This is a genomic window from Bythopirellula superficialaquae, assembly GCF_059632245.1.
Genome location: NZ_CP197426.1, coordinates 1453293 through 1475900, shown reverse-complemented (window position 1 = coordinate 1475900; position 22608 = coordinate 1453293). Strand labels below are relative to the sequence as shown.

16 protein-coding genes are annotated in these 22608 nt (G+C 55.1%); 12 read left to right on the top strand and 4 right to left on the bottom strand.

Annotated elements, in window-relative coordinates; translation table 11 throughout:
* Positions 1 to 39: 39 nt before the first annotated feature.
* The 4 genes from SH678x_RS06075 to SH678x_RS06060 are packed head-to-tail and all read left to right on the top strand — an operon-like array spanning position 40 to position 6755.
* The gene (locus tag SH678x_RS06075; RefSeq protein WP_496921995.1) at positions 40 to 1794 is read left to right on the top strand and encodes a sodium:solute symporter family transporter; all 1755 of its coding nucleotides are present in this window, start codon (positions 40 to 42) and stop codon (positions 1792 to 1794) included.
* 44 nt (positions 1795 to 1838) lie between these two features.
* The gene (locus tag SH678x_RS06070; RefSeq protein WP_496921994.1) at positions 1839 to 3545 is read left to right on the top strand and encodes an FAD-dependent oxidoreductase; all 1707 of its coding nucleotides are present in this window, start codon (positions 1839 to 1841) and stop codon (positions 3543 to 3545) included.
* A 27-nt stretch (positions 3546 to 3572) separates the two neighbouring features.
* A complete protein-coding gene (locus tag SH678x_RS06065; RefSeq protein WP_496921993.1) occupies positions 3573 to 5261 on the top strand; it encodes a family 10 glycosylhydrolase in 1689 nt (562 codons plus the stop codon).
* 24 nt (positions 5262 to 5285) lie between these two features.
* Positions 5286 to 6755, top strand: a complete 1470-nt coding sequence (locus SH678x_RS06060) for a Gfo/Idh/MocA family protein (RefSeq protein ID WP_496921992.1) — start codon at positions 5286 to 5288, stop codon at positions 6753 to 6755.
* Between the two features lie 176 nt (positions 6756 to 6931).
* On the opposite strand, the gene SH678x_RS06055 is transcribed toward SH678x_RS06060, so the two are convergent.
* From SH678x_RS06055 to SH678x_RS06045, 3 genes are all read right to left on the bottom strand, one after another.
* Positions 6932 to 7507 carry a DUF1559 family PulG-like putative transporter gene (locus SH678x_RS06055; RefSeq protein WP_496921991.1) on the bottom strand — a complete coding sequence of 192 codons (576 nt, stop codon included), beginning with the start codon at positions 7505 to 7507 and terminating at the stop codon, positions 6932 to 6934.
* A 580-nt stretch (positions 7508 to 8087) separates the two neighbouring features.
* The gene (locus SH678x_RS06050; protein ID WP_496921990.1) at positions 8088 to 8801 is read right to left on the bottom strand and encodes a class I SAM-dependent methyltransferase; all 714 of its coding nucleotides are present in this window, start codon (positions 8799 to 8801) and stop codon (positions 8088 to 8090) included.
* A 34-nt stretch (positions 8802 to 8835) separates the two neighbouring features.
* On the bottom strand, positions 8836 to 10317 hold the full coding sequence (locus SH678x_RS06045) for an endo-1,4-beta-xylanase (protein WP_496921989.1): 1482 nt from the start codon (positions 10315 to 10317) through the stop codon (positions 8836 to 8838).
* Between the two features lie 247 nt (positions 10318 to 10564).
* Between SH678x_RS06045 and SH678x_RS06040 the strand changes: the two genes are divergently transcribed.
* From SH678x_RS06040 to SH678x_RS06030, 3 genes are all read left to right on the top strand, one after another.
* Positions 10565 to 11458: a phosphoribosylaminoimidazolesuccinocarboxamide synthase gene (locus SH678x_RS06040; protein WP_496921988.1), complete on the top strand. Its 894-nt coding sequence runs from the start codon at positions 10565 to 10567 to the stop codon at positions 11456 to 11458.
* 156 nt (positions 11459 to 11614) lie between these two features.
* A complete protein-coding gene (gene aroC, locus SH678x_RS06035; RefSeq protein ID WP_496921987.1) occupies positions 11615 to 12754 on the top strand; it encodes a chorismate synthase in 1140 nt (379 codons plus the stop codon).
* Positions 12755 to 12810: 56 nt separating this feature from the next.
* Positions 12811 to 14022 (top strand): hypothetical protein, encoded by a 1212-nt coding sequence (locus SH678x_RS06030; protein ID WP_496921986.1) that lies wholly within the window; start codon positions 12811 to 12813, stop codon positions 14020 to 14022.
* A gap of 7 nt (positions 14023 to 14029) precedes the next feature.
* Here the strand turns inward: SH678x_RS06030 and SH678x_RS06025 are convergent, their stop codons facing one another.
* Positions 14030 to 15556 (bottom strand): adenylate/guanylate cyclase domain-containing protein, encoded by a 1527-nt coding sequence (locus tag SH678x_RS06025; protein ID WP_496921985.1) that lies wholly within the window; start codon positions 15554 to 15556, stop codon positions 14030 to 14032.
* 162 nt (positions 15557 to 15718) lie between these two features.
* Between SH678x_RS06025 and SH678x_RS06020 the strand changes: the two genes are divergently transcribed.
* From SH678x_RS06020 to SH678x_RS06000, 5 genes are all read left to right on the top strand, one after another.
* On the top strand, positions 15719 to 16966 hold the full coding sequence (locus SH678x_RS06020) for a 2Fe-2S iron-sulfur cluster-binding protein (protein WP_496921984.1): 1248 nt from the start codon (positions 15719 to 15721) through the stop codon (positions 16964 to 16966).
* Between the two features lie 4 nt (positions 16967 to 16970).
* On the top strand, positions 16971 to 17990 hold the full coding sequence (locus SH678x_RS06015) for a cytochrome c family protein (protein ID WP_496921983.1): 1020 nt from the start codon (positions 16971 to 16973) through the stop codon (positions 17988 to 17990).
* A gap of 8 nt (positions 17991 to 17998) precedes the next feature.
* Positions 17999 to 19732, top strand: a complete 1734-nt coding sequence (locus SH678x_RS06010) for a cyclic nucleotide-binding domain-containing protein (protein ID WP_496921982.1) — start codon at positions 17999 to 18001, stop codon at positions 19730 to 19732.
* A 96-nt stretch (positions 19733 to 19828) separates the two neighbouring features.
* Positions 19829 to 20653, top strand: coding sequence for a hypothetical protein (locus SH678x_RS06005; RefSeq protein ID WP_496921981.1), 825 nt, complete (start codon positions 19829 to 19831; stop codon positions 20651 to 20653).
* Positions 20650 to 22608 (top strand): hypothetical protein, encoded by a 1959-nt coding sequence (locus SH678x_RS06000; protein ID WP_496921980.1) that lies wholly within the window; start codon positions 20650 to 20652, stop codon positions 22606 to 22608. The genes SH678x_RS06005 and SH678x_RS06000 overlap by 4 nt, the downstream gene beginning before the upstream one ends.

Genomic DNA, 22608 nt, shown 5'->3' with positions numbered 1-22608 from the left:
ATTGTTAGCTTCGGAATTGGTATCTTCGCAAGTCGATTCATGCAGACGACTGCGGGAGGAGAAGAGGATTTCTATCTGGCGGGGAGGAATGTGTCGGGGTGGCTCAACGGTGTTTCTTACGCCGTCACTGCCATGAATGCCGATGTCGCACCGCTGTATTGTGGTTTGATGGTCGTCATCGGCCTACCCATCGCATGGTATTACCTTTCGCGGTTCGCGTTTGCTTGGCTAATCGTGTCGTTGCTATTTGCCGTTCGGTGGCGGCGCTTAAACATCAGCACTGGCCCGGAATTTTATTCGCTCCGCTTTGGCGGCAAAGGTTCGAAGCTCGTGCGCGTCTATACGGCACTCTTTACAATCGCCGTAAACATCATTCCCTGGATCGGAGCCGGTCTGTTGGGCACCTATATGATCTTCGGCCCAATCTTTGAGATCGACAGCAAGTTTACGTTGTTACTGATTACCTTACCGGTACTCGTGATTTATGTGTGGGTTTCAGGCTTCGCGGGTGTACTGATTACCGATGTGATGCAAACTGTGGTCATCTTGGTGGCAAGTCTCGTCATGTTGCTAAGCATTTTCGTTAAACACGATGGACCGCAAGGACTCGCCGAAGCCATCACCTCGGCCCACCCTGCGGAGCATCCAGAAATATTGTCGGTACTCCCCGTGGCTGGCCATGAAGTCCTTGGTCCTTTACTCGTCTTGGCATGGATGATCGTGCCGACCGTGGGCCGCGGTGGAAGTGTCGATGTCGACGGACAGAGAATGTTCTCCTGCGCAAATTCCCGCGAAGCCGCTAAGGTGCCGATCTGGGCCGCTTGCACCTTGTTTGTGATGCTGCTACTAGTAACTCTCCCCATCCTGAGCGTTCTCGTCGATCATCCAGAAATGTATCACGCTTCGCCCAGCGAGCGTGAAAAAGCTTACAGCATGCTGCTAGCCGAGAATCTTCCCGTTGGAGTTTTGGGCTTGGCCATGGCCGCGCTCCTCGCCAGCGTAATGTCCACGGTGAGCGGATTAATGACCTATGGTGCACAAACAGCTGTTAACGACGTATTGCGACCGCTGCTGCCTCACACGCCGTTGCTCGACACACATAGCAAAACGTGTGTCTGGATAGGGCGCTTGATCATGGTCGCAATTATGGTTGCTGGCGTGTTCGTAATGTTGAGTGCAGGCTCATTATTCCGTATTGCCACGATTATTTCGGGGATGTTCGGCGCTTCTGGTGCCTTCTTTTGGGCTCAATGGTGGTGGTGGCGAATCAATTTCGCCTCCTGGCTGGCTGCCATGATTGCTGGACCGTTTGTTTATTTGGGGCTCGGTTTCGCCTTGCCAATGTGGAGTTGGTGGGATGCCCAACTGCAAATCAGCCCCGCCAATGCCGATGCCATGGCCATGTTGCAGGCCGTCATTTCGATAGGCTTAACAACGGTGTGCTGGTGGCTCACTGCGCTCGCGTCCGCTCCAGAGTCTCAAACAACCTTGGTAGAGTTTTATCGTCGCGCGCGACCGCTCGGACTCTGGAAACCAATTCGCGAAGAGTGTCGCCGCCAGTACCCTGATGAATACGTGGAAGCGCCGGCGCTGTTGCTCCCGGGCATGCTGATCGCCGTCGTCGGAGCAGTCTGGATTGCACTGGCCATCTTGTGCTTCTCGCAACTGGCAGTCGGCGGATATTTTCTAGCGTCACAATTGGGAATTCTTGCCGTCATAATTGCCGTTGTTTTTCGTCACTTATTCAACTGGCATATCGGACGCATGGAAGCGTCGCAACCGATCAATCAATAGTTTGCTTTTACTCCGTTTTCGTTCCTCGTCCAAAGTTGCTGACTATGCTGCGAATATCCATCACACTAGGCATTTGTTGGTTAGTGGTCATTCCCGCTTTCCCACTCCTAGCTGACACTCCGACGCCAACAGTTCATGACGAATTCGATGTCGTGATCGCCGGAGGTTCGACCGCTGCGTTTGCCGCGGCGCTGGCATCGGCTCATTCGGGCGCGAAAACAGCACTGATCGAACCCACGGATTGGGTCGGTGGCCAACTCACGGCGAGCGCCGTGCCTGCCATCGATGAAGCTTGGCACACAATCAAGGACAAGCAAACTCAGCAGCCGCTGCTCAACGTGGCCAAGTTGGCTCGGGATCCCAAGAATATCACGCCGAATTTCCTGGCCACGCTTACCGGCATGAGCGATTGCGGTAACTGTTGGGTCAGTCGTTTTTGTTTTCGCCCCGTCGAATATCTGCGAACTCAGCTGTTGCCACTCCAAAAAGCGGCGGGTGAAAATCTTGTTGTCTTTCCCGAGACGGTTGTGAAGCGAATTGTCCTCAATGACTCAGGCACCCGCATCAAATCGCTCGAATGCATCCAACGCAAGCTCAAGGCAGGTGTGAAAGGTGGCTACGACCGTCTGCCCTCGGAAGACCTCGCGGAATGGTATTCACCTACAACTTCCGATCGCTTCGACAAAACCGTTGTGGTGTTTGAAAATTCCGCTGATAAACCAATCATCTTTATTGAAGCGACCGAATGGGGTGAGCTCCTCGCGCTTAGCGGGGCGGACTATCTGCAGGGCGTCGAATACGAAGAGGGTGAGAAGGGCGGTAACGCACTTTGTGGGCAATCCACGGTCTACTGTTTCGTCCAAGAGATTCACACCGAGCCACAAGATCAAACTGTAGCCCCAGGCAATCCCGACAACCAAGGATTCGGCGATTACATCGACAAACCAAATGCCTGGCAGCAAATTTGGACCTATCGCCGAATTCGCGGCGAGCAGGATCCGGCCCCAGGCGATCTCTGCTTGCAGAATTGGGGCTATTCCAGCAAGTTGTCTCACGGGGGCAATGATTACCCCTTCGGTTATCTCTTCAAATCGCGCGAGGATACCGCTGCGGAAACTCATAATTGGCAGGGGGGCATAAATCTCGAAACCCTCGCTGGCGCGGAACAACGCGCTTATGGCTGGCACGAATGGTTTCGTCAACATGCCCCTGAGTCCATCAAGCCAGCACAAATCACGCTCGCGGGAGATGAACTAGGAACTGAGCATGGGTTGGCTAAGCTCCCTTATATTCGTGATACCCGTCGAGCCATCGGGTTGGATGGCTTTGTATTGAAGTTCAATGATTTATCTGGCCCTGCGGAAGAACAGACGGGCACCAAGTTCGCCGATCGCGTGGCATTGGGAGCTTATCCCGCGGATATTCATCCCCTGGCCGGTTGCCAATACCCCGACTATATCCGCTCGGCGCACGACACTTTGCCGTTCTACATCCCCTTCCGAGCGCTCACTCATTATCGCATTGATAATTTGCTCGTTGCGGGCAAAACAATGGCACAAAGTTTCCTCACAAACTCGGCTACCCGCTTGCATCCCACGGAATGGTCGACGGGCACGGCCGCCGGAGTTGCCGCGGCCTACATGGCTCAGAACAGCAAATCAGCTCAACAGGCCTATGAATCTATCGAAGAATTACAAGAGTTAATCAAGAAACTCACACCTATTGATTGGACCATCAGCAGCGCGAACTAAAGCGACTGCTCTAATAGCTTCGTTGATATGAATCGATTACTATTCAATCTCTTGTGTGCTCTTCTGTATGCCGCTGGCGTAGCGTTCATATTGGTAGCACCGTATGGTTGGGCGGCTACGCCCGAGGTCCGCGGCACATGGCTGACCACGACTGGTGTCGATCATATTCGCACGGGGGCCAACACCGAAGCCGTCATGAGCGATCTTCGCCAGATCGGTTTGAACACTGTTTACACCGAAACTTGGAAAAACGGCTACACGAACTTTCCTTCTCAAACCCTCAAAGCGATCATCGGCACAACCGACCGCAATCCAACCATTGGGACTTCAAGGGACCTCGTACAAGAAACGCTCATTCATGCCCACCGCAAAGGAATGGCCTACTACGGTTGGTTTGAGTATGGCGTGATGTCTCAGTACATTGGGCCTCAAGGTAACCCCAACAATCCCTTGTCCAATTACATGAAGTCACGAGGTTGGCTGTTGCAGAATCAGGCGGGGGATTATGCCGACAGCACGAATGGGGGCTTCGCATTTATGAACGTCGCTGTCCCGGAAGTACGTCAGTTTGTCATCGACATGACACTGGAAGCCGTAAATCGTTATGATCTCGACGGCATCCAGTTCGACGATCATATGGCGTGGCCGATTAATTTTGGCTTCGATGCCACGACTTTGAATTTGTACACGTCGGAAACGGGAAATCCCGTGCCGACATCTTCCACGAATTCTCAATTCAGCCAGTGGCGGCAGCAGAAGGTCACCGCCTTTGCCGACCAGCTTTACTCGGCCGTTAAAACGGCCCGTCCAGATCTCAAGGTATCGATCAGCCCGTCGATTACGTCGTTCTCCACGACAAATTACAACGCCAATTGGCCCGAATGGAACTCGGATGGCCTGTTTGACGAATTTGCCATTCAGATGTATCGCAGCAATTTATCTTCTTTCAATAGTATTGTTAATGCACAGGTTGCCCCGTTCGAACCTGACGACCTCGACAAGCTCGTGTTTGGCTTGCGGATCAATCCCGATCCGAGCACGCCTTACGCCGATCTCCAAGCCATGATCGAGCGGAGCCGTACTGAAGGGGCCGCCGGACATAGTTTGTGGTTCTCTAGCGGCGTGCGCGATCTCTATAAAAATCAGCTCACCGCTTTTTACGACGTCGCTGGCGAAGGCCAAGCCGCCAATCCCCATTTCGCAGTTGATCATCGGCCCGCGCCAATTGTCGGCTCGAGTGCTGGGGCCAGTAACTGGAGCTTTACGGTGACCGCGGAAGATCGCTATCGTGTTGTCGCCAAGATCGGTGCTTACTGGACGGAATTCAATGTTGCTTACCTTGCCGCAGGTGCTCATCAACTCAACATTCCCGGCGCAACTGCCGTGGAGCTCCTTGTTGACCGCCGTACGGCCAGCTACTTCTTGGGCGACTTCGACGGCGATGCCGACGTCGACGGCCGCGATTTTCTAGTGTGGCAGCAGAATGTCGGTATGACGGTCGGTGCCACTCCAGCGGACGGAGATGCTAACTACGACGGCAAAGTCGACGCTGCTGATCTATTGCGCTGGCGTCAGAACTATGGTTGGATCGCGCTAAGCAACTCGGCTAATACCTTGATTGTTCCCGAACCACATCAACAGTTGATACTATTACAATTCATGGTCTGGCTTGCTTCGCGGCGAACTCGACTTGTTTCAGATACTAATGGGCTTTGATTCTTCACAGTGGAGCGATTTCGCATGAATTCCCAGGACAACCCCGTTTCTCGCCGCACCTTCATGCAAGTCTCGGGCGCCACGGCTGCTCTGGCCATGCCGGCATTGAAGGCAATGGCCACGCCCTCGGCCAACGAACGTTTGCGAGTCGGTTTCATCGGTTTGGGAGTTCGCAATAATCAGCATTTGACATCAGCAATCAAGCTCCAAAATGAAACCGGGAAAATTGAAATCGCCGCGGTTTGCGACGTGTTCAATCGCTACCGAGATGAGGCCGTCAAAAAAGTCACCGCGGGGGTCAAGCACGCGCCCAAATCCGTAGGAGATTATCGCGACATCCTTAACGACGAATCTATTGATGCAGTGTGCATCGCCACGCCTGATCATTGGCATGCTCGCCAAACGCTCGATGCCTTGGCAGCTGGCAAGCACGTCTATTGTGAAAAGCCAATGACGCACACGGTCGACGAATCCCTGGCCGTCCTTGATGCCTGGAAAAAATCCGGGCTTGTGATGCAAGTTGGTGTGCAATCGACTCAACTTCCCGTATGGGGTGACGCGCTGCAGCGTATTCAAGCCGGCCAACTCGGGAAGGTCGTGCAGTTCCAAACAGAAATTTTTCGCAACTCCGACATGGGACAGTGGCGCTACTACGGCCTCACCGAGGACATGAACCCCAAAAACATCGATTGGGCTATGTTCTTGGGAACAGAGTTAGGACTTGTTCCCGATATGCCATTCGATCGGGCCAAGTATGCTCAGTGGCGCTGCTATTGGCCGTTTGGTTCGGGGATGTTCACGGACTTGTTTGTCCATCGCATGACTTCGATGCTGGCCGCCACGGGCTTACGCTTTCCTGGACGCGTGACAGGCGGCGGAGGTATTTTTCTGGAGTACGATACGCGGCAAGTCCCCGATTGCGCGACCGTTGTGGCTGATTTCTATGAGGGAGTGCAAGGGTTCATTTCAGCCAGCATGTGTTGCCAAGAAACTCCCTTAAGCCAGGTCATCCGCGGCCACAACGGTTCATTTAACTTCGGCGTGGGAGATGCCTTCACGGGTTACGATTTCGTGGCCGAGCGTCCGCAGGTCACTCACAATAGCAAGATCGTGAACGAACATATCGAAGTGGGTGGTATCGCTGACAATCATTTAGCCCACTTGGAAAACTTCTGCGACGCAGCGCTCGCAGGCGATCCGAGTCAGGTCAAATGCGATCCTGAACTGGGTGCCGCGGCAATGGTCATCGTCAAACTCGGCGCGGAAAGCTATCGGCAGGGCAAAGTCTTTCACTTCGATCGCGAAAACATGCGCGTGACCGACGGAAATCCCAGTTGGGCTCAAGGTTGGGAGAAAATGTCCGCCGAGCAAGCCAAGCCGCACCATATTCCCGGTTGGAAAGCGGGTGACACCGGCAGCACACTGTTTACCCCCGACTATCAACGGCTGGCAGGTGAGTGGGTCAACGGCGTTGATCCAGCGAAAAGCAGTTAACAGTATCCAAAATGTTAGCCGCGACGAGTTGCGCAGCAACGCGGAGCGCGGCTGGGCAACGATTGTATGCAGTTAGTTCTGAGTGCCAGTTCCTGAACTCGACTTAATTTTGAAATTGAAAATCAGTATTAGCTTTTCTACTGAATCACTGAACAGCCAAAACTGATTAGCAAATGTTAGGGTTCTGACGATACGCCATCTTCGTCAATTAGCACTGGTCGTTCATGATTAACATCCTTTTGAAACCCTTGGGGCAATCCGGCGACATCGATCGGCTCCATCCATAGTATATTCTCCCTCGACTCAACGATCTTCCATGGCCAGTCATCCTGCCTGACAGCTTCCTCAGATGGTATGGCTACATAAGACGTTAGAAATGCATTGGGTCGGTTGTCCAAGGGACAACGATAGTAACGAGGCATTGAGGATAAAAGCTTACCATTATTAGGACCATTCCAGGGTTCGTTAAATGAGTACTTCTGGAACAAAGGCCGATCTAAGAACTCCAGCAGCAGAACTCGCCAACTATGCCACGGCTTGCCGCCTGGTCCAGGAATAACCTGCGGAGGAAATTTTCCATATTTATCGCGATAACCCAGAACTGCGAAATAGAGATATTTTCCGTTTGCAGAGCAAGTGACTCGTTTCGCACTTTCTTTCCCACTCCGTGCGGCGGAGACGAGCAATGCGAGCACTACGCCGACAAGAGCGGTTGTTAACAATACGAATCGTAGTGAAAATCGAAACTTCATGAAAAAATCTTCAAATCGAAGTGGCACAAACTTAACTGGGTAGCACCGATACTATTCCTGCAAAGCCTTCCGGTATTCAGCGCATTCTCAGGACGAAGTATCAGTTCTACCCTTCATAACAACAATCGTGTACCCGGCCAAGAATTGTTGTGGCGAAGCGATTCGCCATCGCGATAATGGTGCTCGCCCTTCAGTAGGCATGCTCTTTGAAAACCGAAACCGTAGACTGTCCTTTTAGAACGCGCTCACCGTACGTTTCGACCAAAAGTCGACTCGTTTTGGCATGTGCGAGTTTCGCAAGGGCTTGAGCGATCAACACTTGCGACTCGGCCATGTGACAAAACCCAAGACTTTCGGCGCGAAAGTTGGGACCCCGGCCCAGACGCAAAAACTCAGACGCGAAAAATCGAGCTTGCGTGCTCAGGGAGTTGCAAACCACGCAAACCTGGCCAAGCTGAAGAGAAGCTGTTAGCGATTAGCCTTTAGCTCTTAGCCCCAGAAAAGAATACTTGTTTCCACACGAACACAGAGACAAACCGTGTGGATGTGGAGGCTAGATTCTTCGGTTGCCTAGGCTCCCTCAGAATGACTTAGACTTCAAAAAGACCCAACCGGCGAAGAATTCGTTTTCCAGCAACGTCTCACTCACCTGAAAGCCGGCCGACGCGACCTTGTTGAGCAGCCACGATTTTGTCTCGGGAAAGTCCGACGTGCGGACATGCTCGACACCACGTGCGCGTTGCTCGGGGGTAAGGGCAGTCCAGTCGTCTGACATCGCCTGCGTCAAACGGGTGATGTAAGCCCCGCGGCTTTCGTCGTCGTTGCGCACCGCGTCGATCCAGATGAACGCGCCGCCTGGGACGAGGATCCGTCGGACTTCGTCGATGAGTTGCAGTTTGTCGTTCGTCGCGAAGTGATGCAGCGAATAACTGCCGAGCACGACATTGGCCGATGCGGCGGGCTGATGAGCAAGCACGTCGGCGAGATTGCCGCAAACGAGATCGACCTTGCCGGGCCAAATGGCCAGATTACCGCGGGCACGTTCAATCGAGGATTCCGACAGATCGACGCCCAGATAGTGTTCGACGTTCGCGGTACGAAACCCATGACTCGCTAGCCAGGCATCGCTGCAACCGAGATCAACGATCCGCAGCGGCTTGCCAAACTTGGTCGCCCACGTGCCGAGTGCGGTCACAAGCTCCGCGTGGTTCATGTAATCGCTGTTGACGATGGTTTCGTACATCGCCCACTGCTCGAAAACTTCCTTGACACGATTGAGATCAGGAGCAGCCATACAGAAAGAACAAGCAGGACTATTGAGAAACCAATTACAACAGCGACTTGCGCAGATCGCGCATCAGATCCAGCGTCGGTTTGGGTTGATTCTTGGCATCGAACAACCCGGCGTGAGGAAATTCATGCGGTTCGCCATCGGTCAGCTGATTCCACAACACGACCTGCACGGCCGAACGGGCGAGCAGCATCGGCAACACCGAGCCGGCCCAATGCCGCTGCGGATCCTGATCGGTATCGTTAATGCCGGCGGGCAAGCTCACTTCGATGTTCTTGCGAGCGGCCGGATCGCGCGACGTGGCGCTCGCCGTGGAAATGGAAGCCATCAACGGCAAGCCCCACATGCTCCATTGATCGAGCAGCCGTCCCCATTCAAACGTGGGGCGATGAACGCTGCCACCGGGATCGAAACCCGCATTAATTTCGAGGGCAAACCCCGAGATGCCCAAATCGGCACGCACCAGTGCGTCGGCATAGTGCGACGGAGCAAGATCGTCGCCCTTGCCACCGAGATATTCGGCCCAAGGTTGATCGAACGACACCACGGTCGGGGTGCGCGGATCGATCCGCCGCACGAGATCGAGGGCATGGGCCACCAAATGCAGCTTTTGTTCTTCTTCGAGCGACAACACTTTGCCGGTGTTGACTCGCGAAGCGACTTGCCACAAATGGACCCGGCCAGCGTAACGTGTCACAACCGACCGCACATGATCGAGAAACAGCTTCATCAAATTATCGAAATCGCCGTCCCACAAGACGAGCCAATCGGGAATGCCGCGATCATCCATCTGCAACAACGGCCCGGCGGAGACTTTCAATCCCGCTTGCTGGCACCAAGCGAGTTGCTCGTCGGTATGTTTCCAATTGCGTTTGCCTTCGCGTTGTTCGATCGCGCGCCAGGCAATCGGAATTTGAATGATGTTACAGGCTTCGACCAACTTGCGGCGTGTTTCGACGCTGGGAAGTTTGGGACCCAGCGTCACACCCATCAACGTCGACACAGGGGTTTGCTGCATCCGCGATGCCGTGGCTTGCCGCGAATAGACACCCACCATTTCCTCGGACATCCGCAAGGCTTGCGCGATCGCCGTGTTGGCATGCTCGGCGGCGTCGACGAGATTGTTCTGCATCGTGGCGGCGCGCGCGAAATTCCGCGTGGCCAGCTGCAACTGCTGATTGAGATCGTCGGGGGTGGTCATCCCCAACCATTCCCAAATGAACAGCCGATTGCGAATGCGCTGCACCAGGCCGCGCGCAAGTTCGACTTCGAGCACGTAGGGCTGCTGCCGCTCCATGAGCGTCGCCGTGGCGAGAAAACTTTGACCTTGGCCGTCAACCAACCAGGGGACGAAGACGCACCCCGAGTCGTTGACCGTGCGTTCGACGACAAGTTCGGCACCCTGCCAGCGGGCCCGGGTGGACCAAGGGATTTCCTCGGCCCCTGCCACGTAAATTCGATCCAAGCCACCCTGGGGAATGCGACTCTGGTCATGCACTCGAAATCGCATTTGTCCCATGAGTTGTTCCTGGTGGCATGTCCCGAATATAGAAAACTCGCACAGGAGCGCGAGGAACTTTTAGTCTATCAATTATTGCCTCGCAACGGGATGGCAGCGACGAAAAGTCCAAGGGGGTCCCGTGGACAGCGGGAACCCGTTATATTTCTGAGAGCAAGCCCGGCTTGTCGCCATCCAGCTTGTAGTACTGAGGAAGCCTTGTTCCGCGCGTTTGCCCGCGCTCCCTCGACACTTGATCGGATCTCTCATGTCGCAAACTCCGCTGATGGAAACGAATATCGCAGGCTTACCCGTAACGCGTGGCAAAGTTCGCGACGTGTACGACATGGGGGATCAGTTGCTGCTGGTCAGCACCGACCGCATCAGCGCCTTCGACTGGGTGCTGCCGACGGGGATTCCCGACAAAGGGCGCGTGCTTACGCAGCTGAGCAATTTCTGGTTCGAGCATCTGAAGATTGCCAATCATCTGATCGAATCCGACGTCAAAAAAATGAACCTTCCCCAGGGCGTGAACCTCGAGGAACTCGCGGGGCGAACCATCTTGGTCCGCAAGACGGAAGTGGTTCCCATCGAATGCGTCGTACGGGGATTTTTATCTGGCTCGGCATGGCAAGAGTACGTCGACTACGGCAAGATCTGCGGCATCGAAATGCCGACGGGTCTGCAAGAATCAGCGCGGTTGCCGTCGATGATTTTTTCCCCCGCGACCAAAGCACCGCAAGGCGAGCACGATGAGAATATCTCGTTTCCGCAGATGTGCGAAATCGTGGGGGTCGAATTGGGCGAACAGCTGCGCACGCTCAGCACCGAGGTGTATCAAGCCGGTGCTGCCCACGCGCATAAGCAGGGGATCATCGTGGCCGACACGAAATTTGAGTTTGGCTTGGTTGATGGCGAAGTCATTCTGATCGACGAAGTTCTCACGCCCGACAGTTCGCGTTTCTGGCCCGCCGACAAATATAAACCGGGGCAGGCTCAGCCATCTTTCGATAAGCAGTACGTTCGCGATTGGCTCACCGACTGTGGCTGGGACAAGGAGAGCCCACCGCCCGATCTGCCCGGGGATGTGGTAGAACGAACCCGCGAGAAATACATCGAAGCCTTTGAACGGATTACTGGGCAAGATTTTGCGTGGAAGTAAGCGTTTCACGGCTATTGCCTTTGCCTATCCCACCCGGTTTGGCCAATGTAGAATTGATGTTTTGCTCACCTTGCGTCGGAGCTAGCGGGGCCTTACTCTCCCGCCGAGGCGGTTCGCCCTCCCTAAGCTCCTGCCCCTAACCCCATTTTCTCACTCATGCTGCGTTACTGGACTGCTGGCGAATCCCACGGCAAAACTTTGATCGCGTTGGTGGATGGTTTTCCCGCTGGGGTGACCGTCGATACCGACCTCATCGACGTGGAACTCAAACGTCGCCAAGGGGGTTATGGCCGCGGGGGACGGCAACGCATCGAGACCGACAAAGTTGACGTGCGGACCGGTGTTTGGCATGGCATGACGCTCGGCAGCCCAATCGCTTTGGAAGTGGTGAACCGCGATTATAAGCTCGAACGCTTGGACGATCTGCCACGGCCACGGCCTGGTCATGGCGACCTCACCGGGGCGATCAAATATCTGGGCAGCATCCGCGGTATCTTGGAACGTGCTTCGGCACGCGAAACAACGGTTCGCGTGGCGGCAGGTGCGCTCGCGAAGCAACTTTTGGCCGCGTTCAACATCACGGTCTTTGGTTACGTGACGGAAGTGGGTGGCGAAAAGATCGAGCCCGTTGCAGGAACGCTCGCCGAACTCAAAGCGATTCGCGATCAAAGCGAGCTTTACGGTTTGAATTTGGAACGCGATCCGGCGATCAAGCAAATGATCGATAAAGCCGGCAAAGATGGTGACACGCTGGGTGGCATCATCGAAGTCCGCGTCGACGGGGTGCCCTTTGGTTTGGGAACACACGCTCAATGGGATCGCAAGCTCGACGGCCGGTTGGCCCAAGCGGTGATGGCAGTGCAAGCAATCAAAGGGGTGGAAATCGGCATGGGCTTCGAAGCCGCACGCCGACCCGGCTCGCAGGTTCACGATCCGATCCATTACGACGAAACCCAAAAAGAGTCTCCCAATCTGGGCTACACGCGGCCGACGAACAATGCTGGCGGGTTGGAAGCTGGCATGACCAACGGTCAGCCAATCATCATCCGTGCGGCGAAAAAGCCGATTAGCACGCTCGCCAAACCGCTGGAATCGATCAATCTCGACACCAAGCAGGCGGAATCTGCTAGCTACGAGCGGAGCGACGTCTGTGCAATTTCCGCAGCCAGCGTGATCGTCGAAAACGTAGTTGCGTTTGAGGTAGCCGCCGCGGTGGTCGATAAATTTGGTGGCGACAGCTTGCCCGAGATGCTGGCACGCTACGAACTTTTCTTAAAAATGGCTGCCGAGCGGTAGCGTATCGATTCCGCTCCTACGCTAAGCCCCAAGCGGCGGGAACAAGGATGTTCTCAGTGCATGAACGAATTCAACGCCGTGTTTGCCGGATCGCCTTCGTGGCGCTGTGCGCTCTGCCGACGCTGGCGACGCTCGTGTGGGTGCTTTATTTTCACCGTCCCTGGCAGGAACGCGATTGGCAGCAAACATTCGAGCAAACACTTCATGTTCGTGCAGACCTGACACAAGTCTCGGCACCACGTCCCTTGGAACGCACACTCAACGATCTGCGGCTCAGCGATTTGAGTACGGCAGCCACGCTGCTGAAAATCAAACAATTGCATATCGGTCCGGGGCAAATTCTTACCACGGATGAATTGCAGTTCGATTCGCTTCAAATAACAACTTTAGCATCCGCCGTGAATATCTGGCTTGCTGGAGACCAGTTCACCGGCGTGACACTGCAAGCCGACCAAGTGCTCCTCGACGATGGCATGCGCAACAGTTGCCAACTGCGTGAGGCCGTCGTGCAAAGTCAAATCTTGCCGAGCGGAGAACGACGGCTCGCACTGCAAGGGATGCTCGGTGAATCCAACAAACCTGTGCAGCTGCTGATCGATCGACGAAACGATGGATCATGGAAAGTTACGCTCGACGCCCAGCAAACAAAGCTGCCGACGTGGTTAGTGGCAAATCTCGTCCCCGGGGCGGGGCGTTGGCAAGGGGGCGCCTTCACCGGCGTCGTGCAATGGCAAGGCCAAGCCGATGAAGTGGTCGGTAGCTTTCGCGGCCACGTCGCTCCCATCGACGCTCAGAAATGGGTCGGCGAACATTCGTCATTAAAACTCTCAGCGCAAGCCGAGTTGCAGTTTGAAAACTTAAATTGGCGCGACGAACGAATTGAACTAGCACAAGGGACACTCAAAACTTCGTCTGGAACGGTCAGTCCCGCTATGCTCACTGAACTTAAAAAGGGACTCTTTTGCGTCGTCAACGACGAATCGGTTCTGTCTTCCCAGGAGCCGCTCAAGTTCGATCAATTCGCTTGCCATTTCCATTTAGATGCTGCTGGTCTGTCGGCATCGGGAAATTGTCCCATTGAGAAAGATTGCCTCGTTGTTGCTGATGGCAAGGCTCTCGTCATGCAACCTGCCTATTCAAATCTGCCACTGAGCCGTTTCGTACGGTTGTTTTGTCCTTTGCAGGGAGAATGGCTCCCCGCAACCGCAGAAGCCGTGGAACTTGCCGATCGCTTGCCTTTGTCGAAAGACGATACGGTTAAAAGGTGATGATCGATTACTTCTCGTGAATCTCGATGATGGGACCATGATCGGTCATCTGGCGATCCGAGGAACGTCGGCCAAACTCGCTGCCACGTTGGATAGCTGCCTGTTGTGCCAAGAAACGTGCCGGCGTGATTGGTCCCGCCGCCACAAGTTCTTTGAGCAACACCTCGGCCATAATGAGATCTCCATGCTCGAAATGCCGCAGGGCATGAGCATATTGATCGAGGCGTGATTTCACTTCGCGCGCTTCACACGTTGGGAAAACAGTAAACAGCTCCACCGGCTGTTCCAAACCTGGCAACCTCGCGGTGCAAGTGCGCAACGTAAAAAACTTAGGCGATAAACGACGCTTTGTCGCGGCGGTCACCAGCAGTGATGTTTCCAGTTCCCGGGTCGCGGCCTGCACTCGGCTGGCAATGTTAACGTTGCTTCCGCGGGGGCCGTATTTCAATCGGCTATTTGTGCCAGCATTCCCTACGAGCACAGGGCCTGTATGGACACCGATGCCCAGTTCCAGTGGTTCGCTAAGAATCCCCTTCCACTCCAAAGACAAAGCGGTAATGCGATCGAGCATCGCCAGCCCCGCACCACATGCCAAGTCGGCGTGGTCTTCTTGGTCGAGCGGAGCATTCCAAAAAGCCAGCATCCCATCGCCGTAGTAATCGACCACGATCCCCTGATGCGCTATCACGACCTCGGTGAGTACTTCCATCACTTCACTCAACAAGCGGTAGCAATCCGCAGGCGGCAACATTTCAGCCAACGAAGTAAAGCCGCGCAAATCAGCAAATAATAGCGTGACTTCACGCAACTGGCCCGCAAGACATTCGGGATTCTGATGGATGTGTTCGACAACCGTCGGCGAAAAAGCTTGTTCGAGCAACACACGGGTCCGTGCAGCTTCGGTTTCGTTAGCTAATCGTGCAATCCCCACGGCAACCGATTCGGCCAGAATCTGCATCATACGTGCTTCAAGTGGCCGAATCCCCCGGCGACGATTCTCTCCACGAGTGTTTCTCACGCCATAGACGGCTCCGATCACTTCTCGCGTCGACGACAACACCGGGGACAACACCACTGCATGATCGTGGGCACAATCGCCATCAGTCGCCGGTTGGTAGTGCGTGGTTGCCTTGTCGTGCAAAGCACCAAGTGCTGCAAAGTCCAGCTCGTGAGACAAATCTTGATTGGCGCGCTGCCCAACGGTTTGCCAACCACTTGTGGGCGTGTAACTCAACACCCACGCGGCATCGAGCCCGACAGTTTCGACGGCGAACCGCGCGGCATCGCTAAAAAATTCTTGCGAGTTGGCGGATGCTCGATGCAGTTGTGCCACCGCCGAAAGCCATTTCGTGATCGTTTGCGACGAAGGTCCTGACACGGTACTCACGCCCATTGCCTGCATAGCGTCAGCCAGCGGAGCGTTGTCCGTTAAGACTGCGAATTGCCGTTGAGTAGATATCTCGGACACGTCGAGCATGATCACGAAAGCAAAGTCTTCGAGTGGGAAATTGGCCGCTATTAGAAGATAGGTCATGCTAGCCCCGAACCGTGTCGACATGCCCGGCAGAATCGGCACAATCGCACGCTAGCAGTGGTGGCTATCTGTTATCGACACGCTGGGTCAGTTCTGAAAAAATGCCGGGCCTGTCGTTCGGTCGCGAGCGTGCAGTTACAGAACTGTTTGCAAGGATGCAAAGTGGATTGGCCGTTGATAGGAATGGTGTCCGGCGCCGCGCTGTTGGGAGCGAGCGGATTACAGACGCTTGCCGCGCTCGTTGTTAACCGCCGTCGCCAATTCAAGCGTCGCCACCGCTATGCGGAACGCCGCGGCCTGTTCGATCAACAATTGACTGGGACGCTTAACGGAGCCCGCGCAGCCAAGCCCATCTTCAAGTCTTGGGCCGGCGAACGACCTTTTCGCGTGGCGGCGATTGTCGACGAAGCGATTGGTTACAAAAGCTATTTTCTCGTCGCTGCCGATGGCAAGCCGTTACCACGCTTTGAGCCGGGCCAGTATCTCACGATGAGCTTGCCAGTTGATCCCCAGCGTAAACCGATCGTGCGTTGCTATTCGCTCTCCGAGCGCCCACGTGAAGACTATTACCGAATCACGGTGAAACTCGCGGAACCTCCGAATCAATCGCTGCCCGCAGGGCAGGGGAGTGGCCATTTTCATACGCTCGTGAAAGTGGGCAGCACCTTACAAGTTCAAGCACCGCAGGGAGCGTTTTTTCTCAACCCCACGGATCAACTACCTGTCGTGCTCATCTCTGCGGGAGTGGGCATTACGCCGATCTTGAGCATGGCGAGTTCGATTGTCCATGACCGCCAACAACGGAGCGTCTATCTGTTCGCTGGCTTTCGCAATAGCAGCGAGCACCCTTGCCGTGACCAACTCGCCGAGATCGCCAAATCGCCCAACATTCGCTGCGATATCAGCTATTCTAAGCCGTTAGCGACCGACCGGATTGGTCACGATTACAATCATCTGGGGCACGCCTCGATGATACGCTTGAGGCAGGTGTTGCCCTCGAACAACTTTCATTTCTATGTGTGTGGCCCCCCCAGCATGATGGAACAGCTGGTCCCAGCCTTATGGAAGTGGGGCGTCCCCGAAGCCCACATCCATTTCGAAGCCTTTGGCCCGGCGAGTCTCAAGGGTCTGCAAAAGCCCACCAAGCTCACCACGCCTTGTCAGGTTGGCTTTGCTAAATCACACAGCGAGTTGACTTGGAAAGGAGAGTTTTCGTCACTGCTCGATTTTGCAGAACAAGAAGGAATTGTGCTCGACTCTGGCTGCCGCGCGGGAAGTTGTGGGCAATGTGCTTTGAAAGTCATCCATGGAAAAGTCAGCCATACCAAAACTCCTGGCGTGCCGTTGGCGGCGGACGAATGCCTCACTTGCATCGGTGTCCCTGAAGGGGACATCGTTCTGGAGGCGTGACAGGATGCGAAAATATCTTCAACTAGCCACCCACCTGATCCTGTGTCTGTCGTCGCTGAATGTGCTCGCCGCTGAAACGGACAACATTGCTGGCGAGATTCTCAACGACCCCGCCAAAATCTTGGGGCCGGACTCCTGCACAAAATGCCATGAAAAAGAAATGTTGCAGTGGCACATGACTCCTCATTTCCAAACGTTTGATTCGTTGCACCGCATGCCCGAGGCCAAAGCGATCGCCGATCGGCTGGGCCTTAATAGCGTGAAACGCAACGAAACCTGCGTGGCCTGTCACTACACCCAACAGCAAATCGGTTCGCGAGTTCGGGTGATCGCTGGCGTGTCATGCGAATCATGCCACGGCGCGGCAAAAGATTGGATCGCGCTTCACAACGATTATGGCGGTCCCAATATTACGCGCGAATCAGAAACGCCCGCCCATCGCCAAGAACGGATAGCCGCGAGCGTGAAAGCGGGAATGAACAACCCGACGAATCTTTATCTGATCGCAAGGCAATGTTTGAGCTGCCACACCACGCCTAACGAGCAACTCGTGAATGTCGGTGGCCACGCCGCGGGAAGTCATGAATTTGAACTTGTTTCCTGGTCGCAAGGTTTGGTGCGGCACAATTTCTTGCGAACCAACGGCACGTCGAACGCAGCAGCCAGTCCGGCCGAGCTTCGCAAGATTTACGTCGTCGGGGTGCTCGCCGACTTGGAAGCAAGTTTGCGTGCCACCGCGGCTGCCACGGTGAAGGCGCGATTTGGGATCGCCTCGGCTCAGCGTGCCGCGCGATTGAAGCAGCGTCTTTACGACATCAGCCAGGTTGTCAGCGACCCGCAAATAGATACGGCGTTGCAAGCCGCGCTCGCCGTTCCCTTGCAGCTCAATCACCAATCAGAACTTAATGCCGCCGCCGATGCGGTCGGCAAAGCAGCGTTTGAGTTTGCCAAAGATGCCGATGGCAACAAACTCGCCGCGCTCGACCCACTGCTCCCTAAACCCGAGCAATACAAAAATCAGTAGGAACCGCCATGGTCCCCTCAGAAGTCGTCATCGAGCGCCCACGCCGCTGGGATGTTCCGTTTGGCGAAGCGATGCGCGATGAGGACGTCGACCAACTGCTGGACTTGCCGCCCTTTTGCGATATGGACCCCCAGGCGTTTCCCTCGGCACTGCCTCTGCGTGATCTCCTCAAGAACGACACTCGTATCAATCACTATCCCGAAGGATCGATCGTCGTCCGTGAAGGCGACTACGGCAACAGCGCGTTTCTTGTGTTGCGTGGCAAAGTGGAAGTCATACTTTCCGGACTCGATCCCGCGATCCTCGGACGACAAAAAACCGACAAGCGTGGATTTCTCCGTTCGTTAGTGAATATGTGGCGCAGTCCGGACCTTCCCGAGGTACGGAAGCAAGTTCGCTCGCAACGCGAACTTGTTGCCGACGACAGCAGCGAAGTGGATGACCTCACTCAAACGCGAGTGTTCTTGCAGGATGTACCAAGAGTTCTAGGTTCATCACGAACCGTCTCCTTAAAACCGGGCGAAGTTTTTGGCGAACTTGCTGCGTTGACTCGTACACCCCGCTCCGCCACGGTGGTCGCTCGTGGCGATGCTTGGCTGTTAGAGATTCGTTGGCAAGGCCTGCGCGATATGATGAGCCGCACCCCTGCGCTCCGTCGCCACATCGAGGAACTCTATCGTGAAAACAGTTTGCGGGTCCATTTGCGCGAAACGCCATTGCTGGCCCAGCTACCGACAGACGTCTTGGAAGCTGTCGTCGCAGCCACAAAATTTGAAACGCACGGCAATTTTGATTGGCAAGCCAATTTCGACCCTGCCCAGCGAATGATCCCCGAAGCGATCATCGCGGAGCCGCTGATCGCCGAAGAGGGCTCTGCTTGCGATGGCATTTTGCTTGTACGGTCAGGCTTCGCACGGCTGAGTCATCACTTTGGCCACGGTCATCGCACGATTGCTTATCTTGGCAAGGGGCAAGTCTACGGTCTTGCCGAAGCCATTCAGACCGCACGCGATGGCCAGCCCGTTATGATGAGCAATTCATTACGCGCACTTGGTTACGTCGACTTGTTGCGTATTCCGCAAGCCGTTCTCGATCAGTATGTGTTTCCCAACTTTTCACGAGAAGAGCTGGCCCAAGTCGCCACGAAGTATGCCACTTACGGCATTCAAGATTTGCCTCACGACAGCGTCGAAGATTCATCAAAGATCGATACTCCGCTGTTGGAGTTTCTTGTGGAACGTCGCTTGATGAACGGCATCCAAGCGATGGTCATCGATCTGAACCGTTGTACCCGCTGTGATGATTGCGTTCGCGCTTGTGCCGCCACGCACGACAACAATCCACGCTTCATTCGCGAAGGGCAGCGCCACGGGCCGTTCATGATTGCCCATGCCTGTATGCATTGCATCGATCCCGTGTGTATGATCGGCTGTCCGACGGGCGCGATTGGCCGGGAAACCGCCAGCGGCGTCGTGCGGATCAACGATCTCACGTGTATCGGCTGCAGCACGTGCGCGAATAGTTGTCCCTACAACAATATTCAAATGGTCGAGGTGCGCGACACCAGCGGCGCGATCATTGTGGACCAAGCCACTCAGCAACCGATTCACAAAGCGACCAAGTGTGATCTGTGTGCCGATCAAGTCGGTGGGCCCGCGTGTCAGCGTGCCTGTCCCCACGATGCCTTGGTGCGCATGGACTTAGGTAACCTGGGGGAACTTTCCGCTTGGGTCAACCGTTGATACTGGTCTGAATCTTGCCTCGCCCTTCGCAGTCTTCGGCGAACACGGTAGTCTGGGTGCAGGATCACTTTCTTTTCGAGAACCACCACGAGTGCCATGAAGTCGTTCGCCAGTCGGAGACTGCGGAATAGCACGCTGACAATCGCCGCAATGGCGGGCGTAGTCACTTACGCTTGGTGGTCTCACGTGCGGCTGGGTCACCCCGCCTTTGTGACCGGCTATCTGCTGCTGGGCATGCTCGCATTTCTTGCGGCCTACAACATTCGCAAGAAATTGCCAATCGTCTCGTGGACGACTTCCGCGGGTTGGTTGCAAGCGCATATCTATACTGGGCTCGCCACCGCAGTTGTATTTGCCACGCATATTAACTGGCGGTTGCCGGAAGGTTGGCTCGAAGGATTTCTAGCCACGCTTTATGTTGCGACCTTCATCAGCGGCCTGGTCGGCTTGTATTGGACACGCACCGTGCCGGTGCAACTTGCCCGCGTGAGTGAAGAATTCATTTACGAACGAATCCCTGCTCTACGCAATCAGGTTCGCAAAAAGTCTCAGCAAGTGGTGTTGGAAACCGTGCGAGCCACGGGGAGCGATACGCTCGGCAATTTCTACAGTTCGCGGCTGGAAGGCTATTTGGAAAAGCCACGGGGTTGGTACTATTGGTTCAAGCCTTCGAGCAGATTGCGAAAACGCTTGCTCGCCGAATTAACGGAAGTCACACGATATTTATCGGTTCCCGAACAACAAGCGAGCGAGCAACTCTTCGCTCTCATACGCCGCCGCGATGATTTGGATTTTCAGGCTGCGATGCAGTGGCGACTCAAGATTTGGTTGTTCGCACACATCGGACTCACGTATCCGCTTCTGATGCTTGCTTGTTTGCACGGTTGTCTCGCGCACCTCTTCGATGGGGGTTTGCCGTGAGAGAACCGCTCAAACCGGAACTGGAAGATACCTACGACCGGCCCAATCAAGCGTGGATGTGTGGGCTCACCGATGATGGCCCCCCTTGTCCGCTCGGGCCCACGGCCCATGGGCATTGCTCGCATGCCGTGGCCTGCCATCCCGTGCGCGAGGGCGATCGCTGGATTTGTAATCGTTCGACTTTGCGTGGTGGAATCTGCGAAGCAGGGCCGACCCCCGACGGAGAATGTTGCGTCCACTATTCGTGTACGCCCGAGCGTTCCTTGCGATCGCAACGAGGCCGCTTTGTGTGGGCCCTGGCGCTCGCAACTCTTGGCGGGTTGTGTATGATTCTGAGCAGCAACTGGCGGAACGAATTCCTGGCGCCGGGACCGCTTTCGGTCCATCATGCCCAACTCGTCACGCGTGGAGGCGATCAGACACAGCGCTGTGCAAGTTGCCATGCCGCAGGCAATCAAACACTATTCCAATGGCTTTCGCATCCTCTCGAACCACAACTTGCCGAACCGACTCAAAGCTCACTCTGCATAGAATGCCACCAGAAAGAATTTCCCGCTGCCACGGCCCTGCTGGCCCATGGCATCGATCAGAAACTGTTGACCACAACAGATGAGGTGGAACTTACCTCTCGAAAGGTCGATCCCAGCGGCGAGTTTGCCTGCAGCACTTGCCATCGCGAGCACCAGGGGGCAAATCACAACTTGACGTTTATGAGCAACACGGCTTGCCAAGCGTGCCATGCTCAACAATTCCAGAGTTTTGCCACCGATCACCCTGAGTTTGATCGCTGGCCCAATGAACGTCGCACACGCATCGCGTTCGATCACGCGGCCCATCAGGCCAAACATTTCCCCGCGGAAAAACAGGAATTCGCCTGCCAGATGTGCCACCGTCAATCGGCTGAGGGCTTTCAACAAACGCTCGGCTATGAAGTCAGCTGTGCCAAATGCCACGACAGCGATCTCGAAACAAGCTGGCAAGCCGGCATTCCCTTTGTCAGTCTGCCGATCATCGATGCGGAAACTCTCGGTGACGCTGGACATGATGTTGGCAACTGGCCCGAACAGGCGACCGGAGACTTTGACGGCCTCTTGCCCGCGATCACTAAGTTTTTGTTGCTAGAAAATCCAACTGCCGCGAAAGGGATTCAACTTCTGGGCGTAGACTTCGATTTCTTTGATGTTGATCCCGACGATCCCACGCATCTCGCCGCAGCCGCCGGTGTCATCTCAGCACTGCAAAAGTATCTCACGGATCTTTCCGCACAAGGTCACAAAGGTATCAGCATACGTTTGGAAAAAATCTTGGGTCGCGAAGTCACCGATCAAGAACTCGCGGCGATTTTCGCCCACCTTCCAGCCGAAGACATGACGGCCATGGGCGAGAAATGGTTTGCGCCAGCAGAATCGACGCCACCAGATGCTACTGCCAACGAAAAAGAGCGGATCGACGGTGGCGGTTGGATTCGCGACGATCAAATCTTCGCGCTCCGTTATCAACCCTCACGACATGCCGATCCCTGGCTAACAGCTTGGATCGATCTGTTGGCCGAAGCCACGCGCGGGCCGCACAGCAAACTTGCCGAAAGCCTGCTCCTGGAAATGATGAAGCCGACTGCCCCAGGAATGTGCGGCAGTTGCCATAGTGTTGATCGCAACGCGAATGGCGGACTTGAAGTGCATTGGTTTGCCCAGCAAGCACCAAGCCCCGGGGTGCGTTTCACTTTGTTTTCGCATGCCCCCCACACGATGCAACCACAACTGGCCGACTGTACGGCATGTCACAAGATCAGCGAATCAGCTGCCGTGATGGAGACATATCAAAATCAAACGGCCAACAACTTTGCCGCAGGCTTTCATGCAATGACCAAGCAAGACTGCGCGTCGTGTCACCAACCGGGCGCCGCGGGCGATAGTTGCACACAATGTCACCAGTATCATGCGTTGAAGAAATGA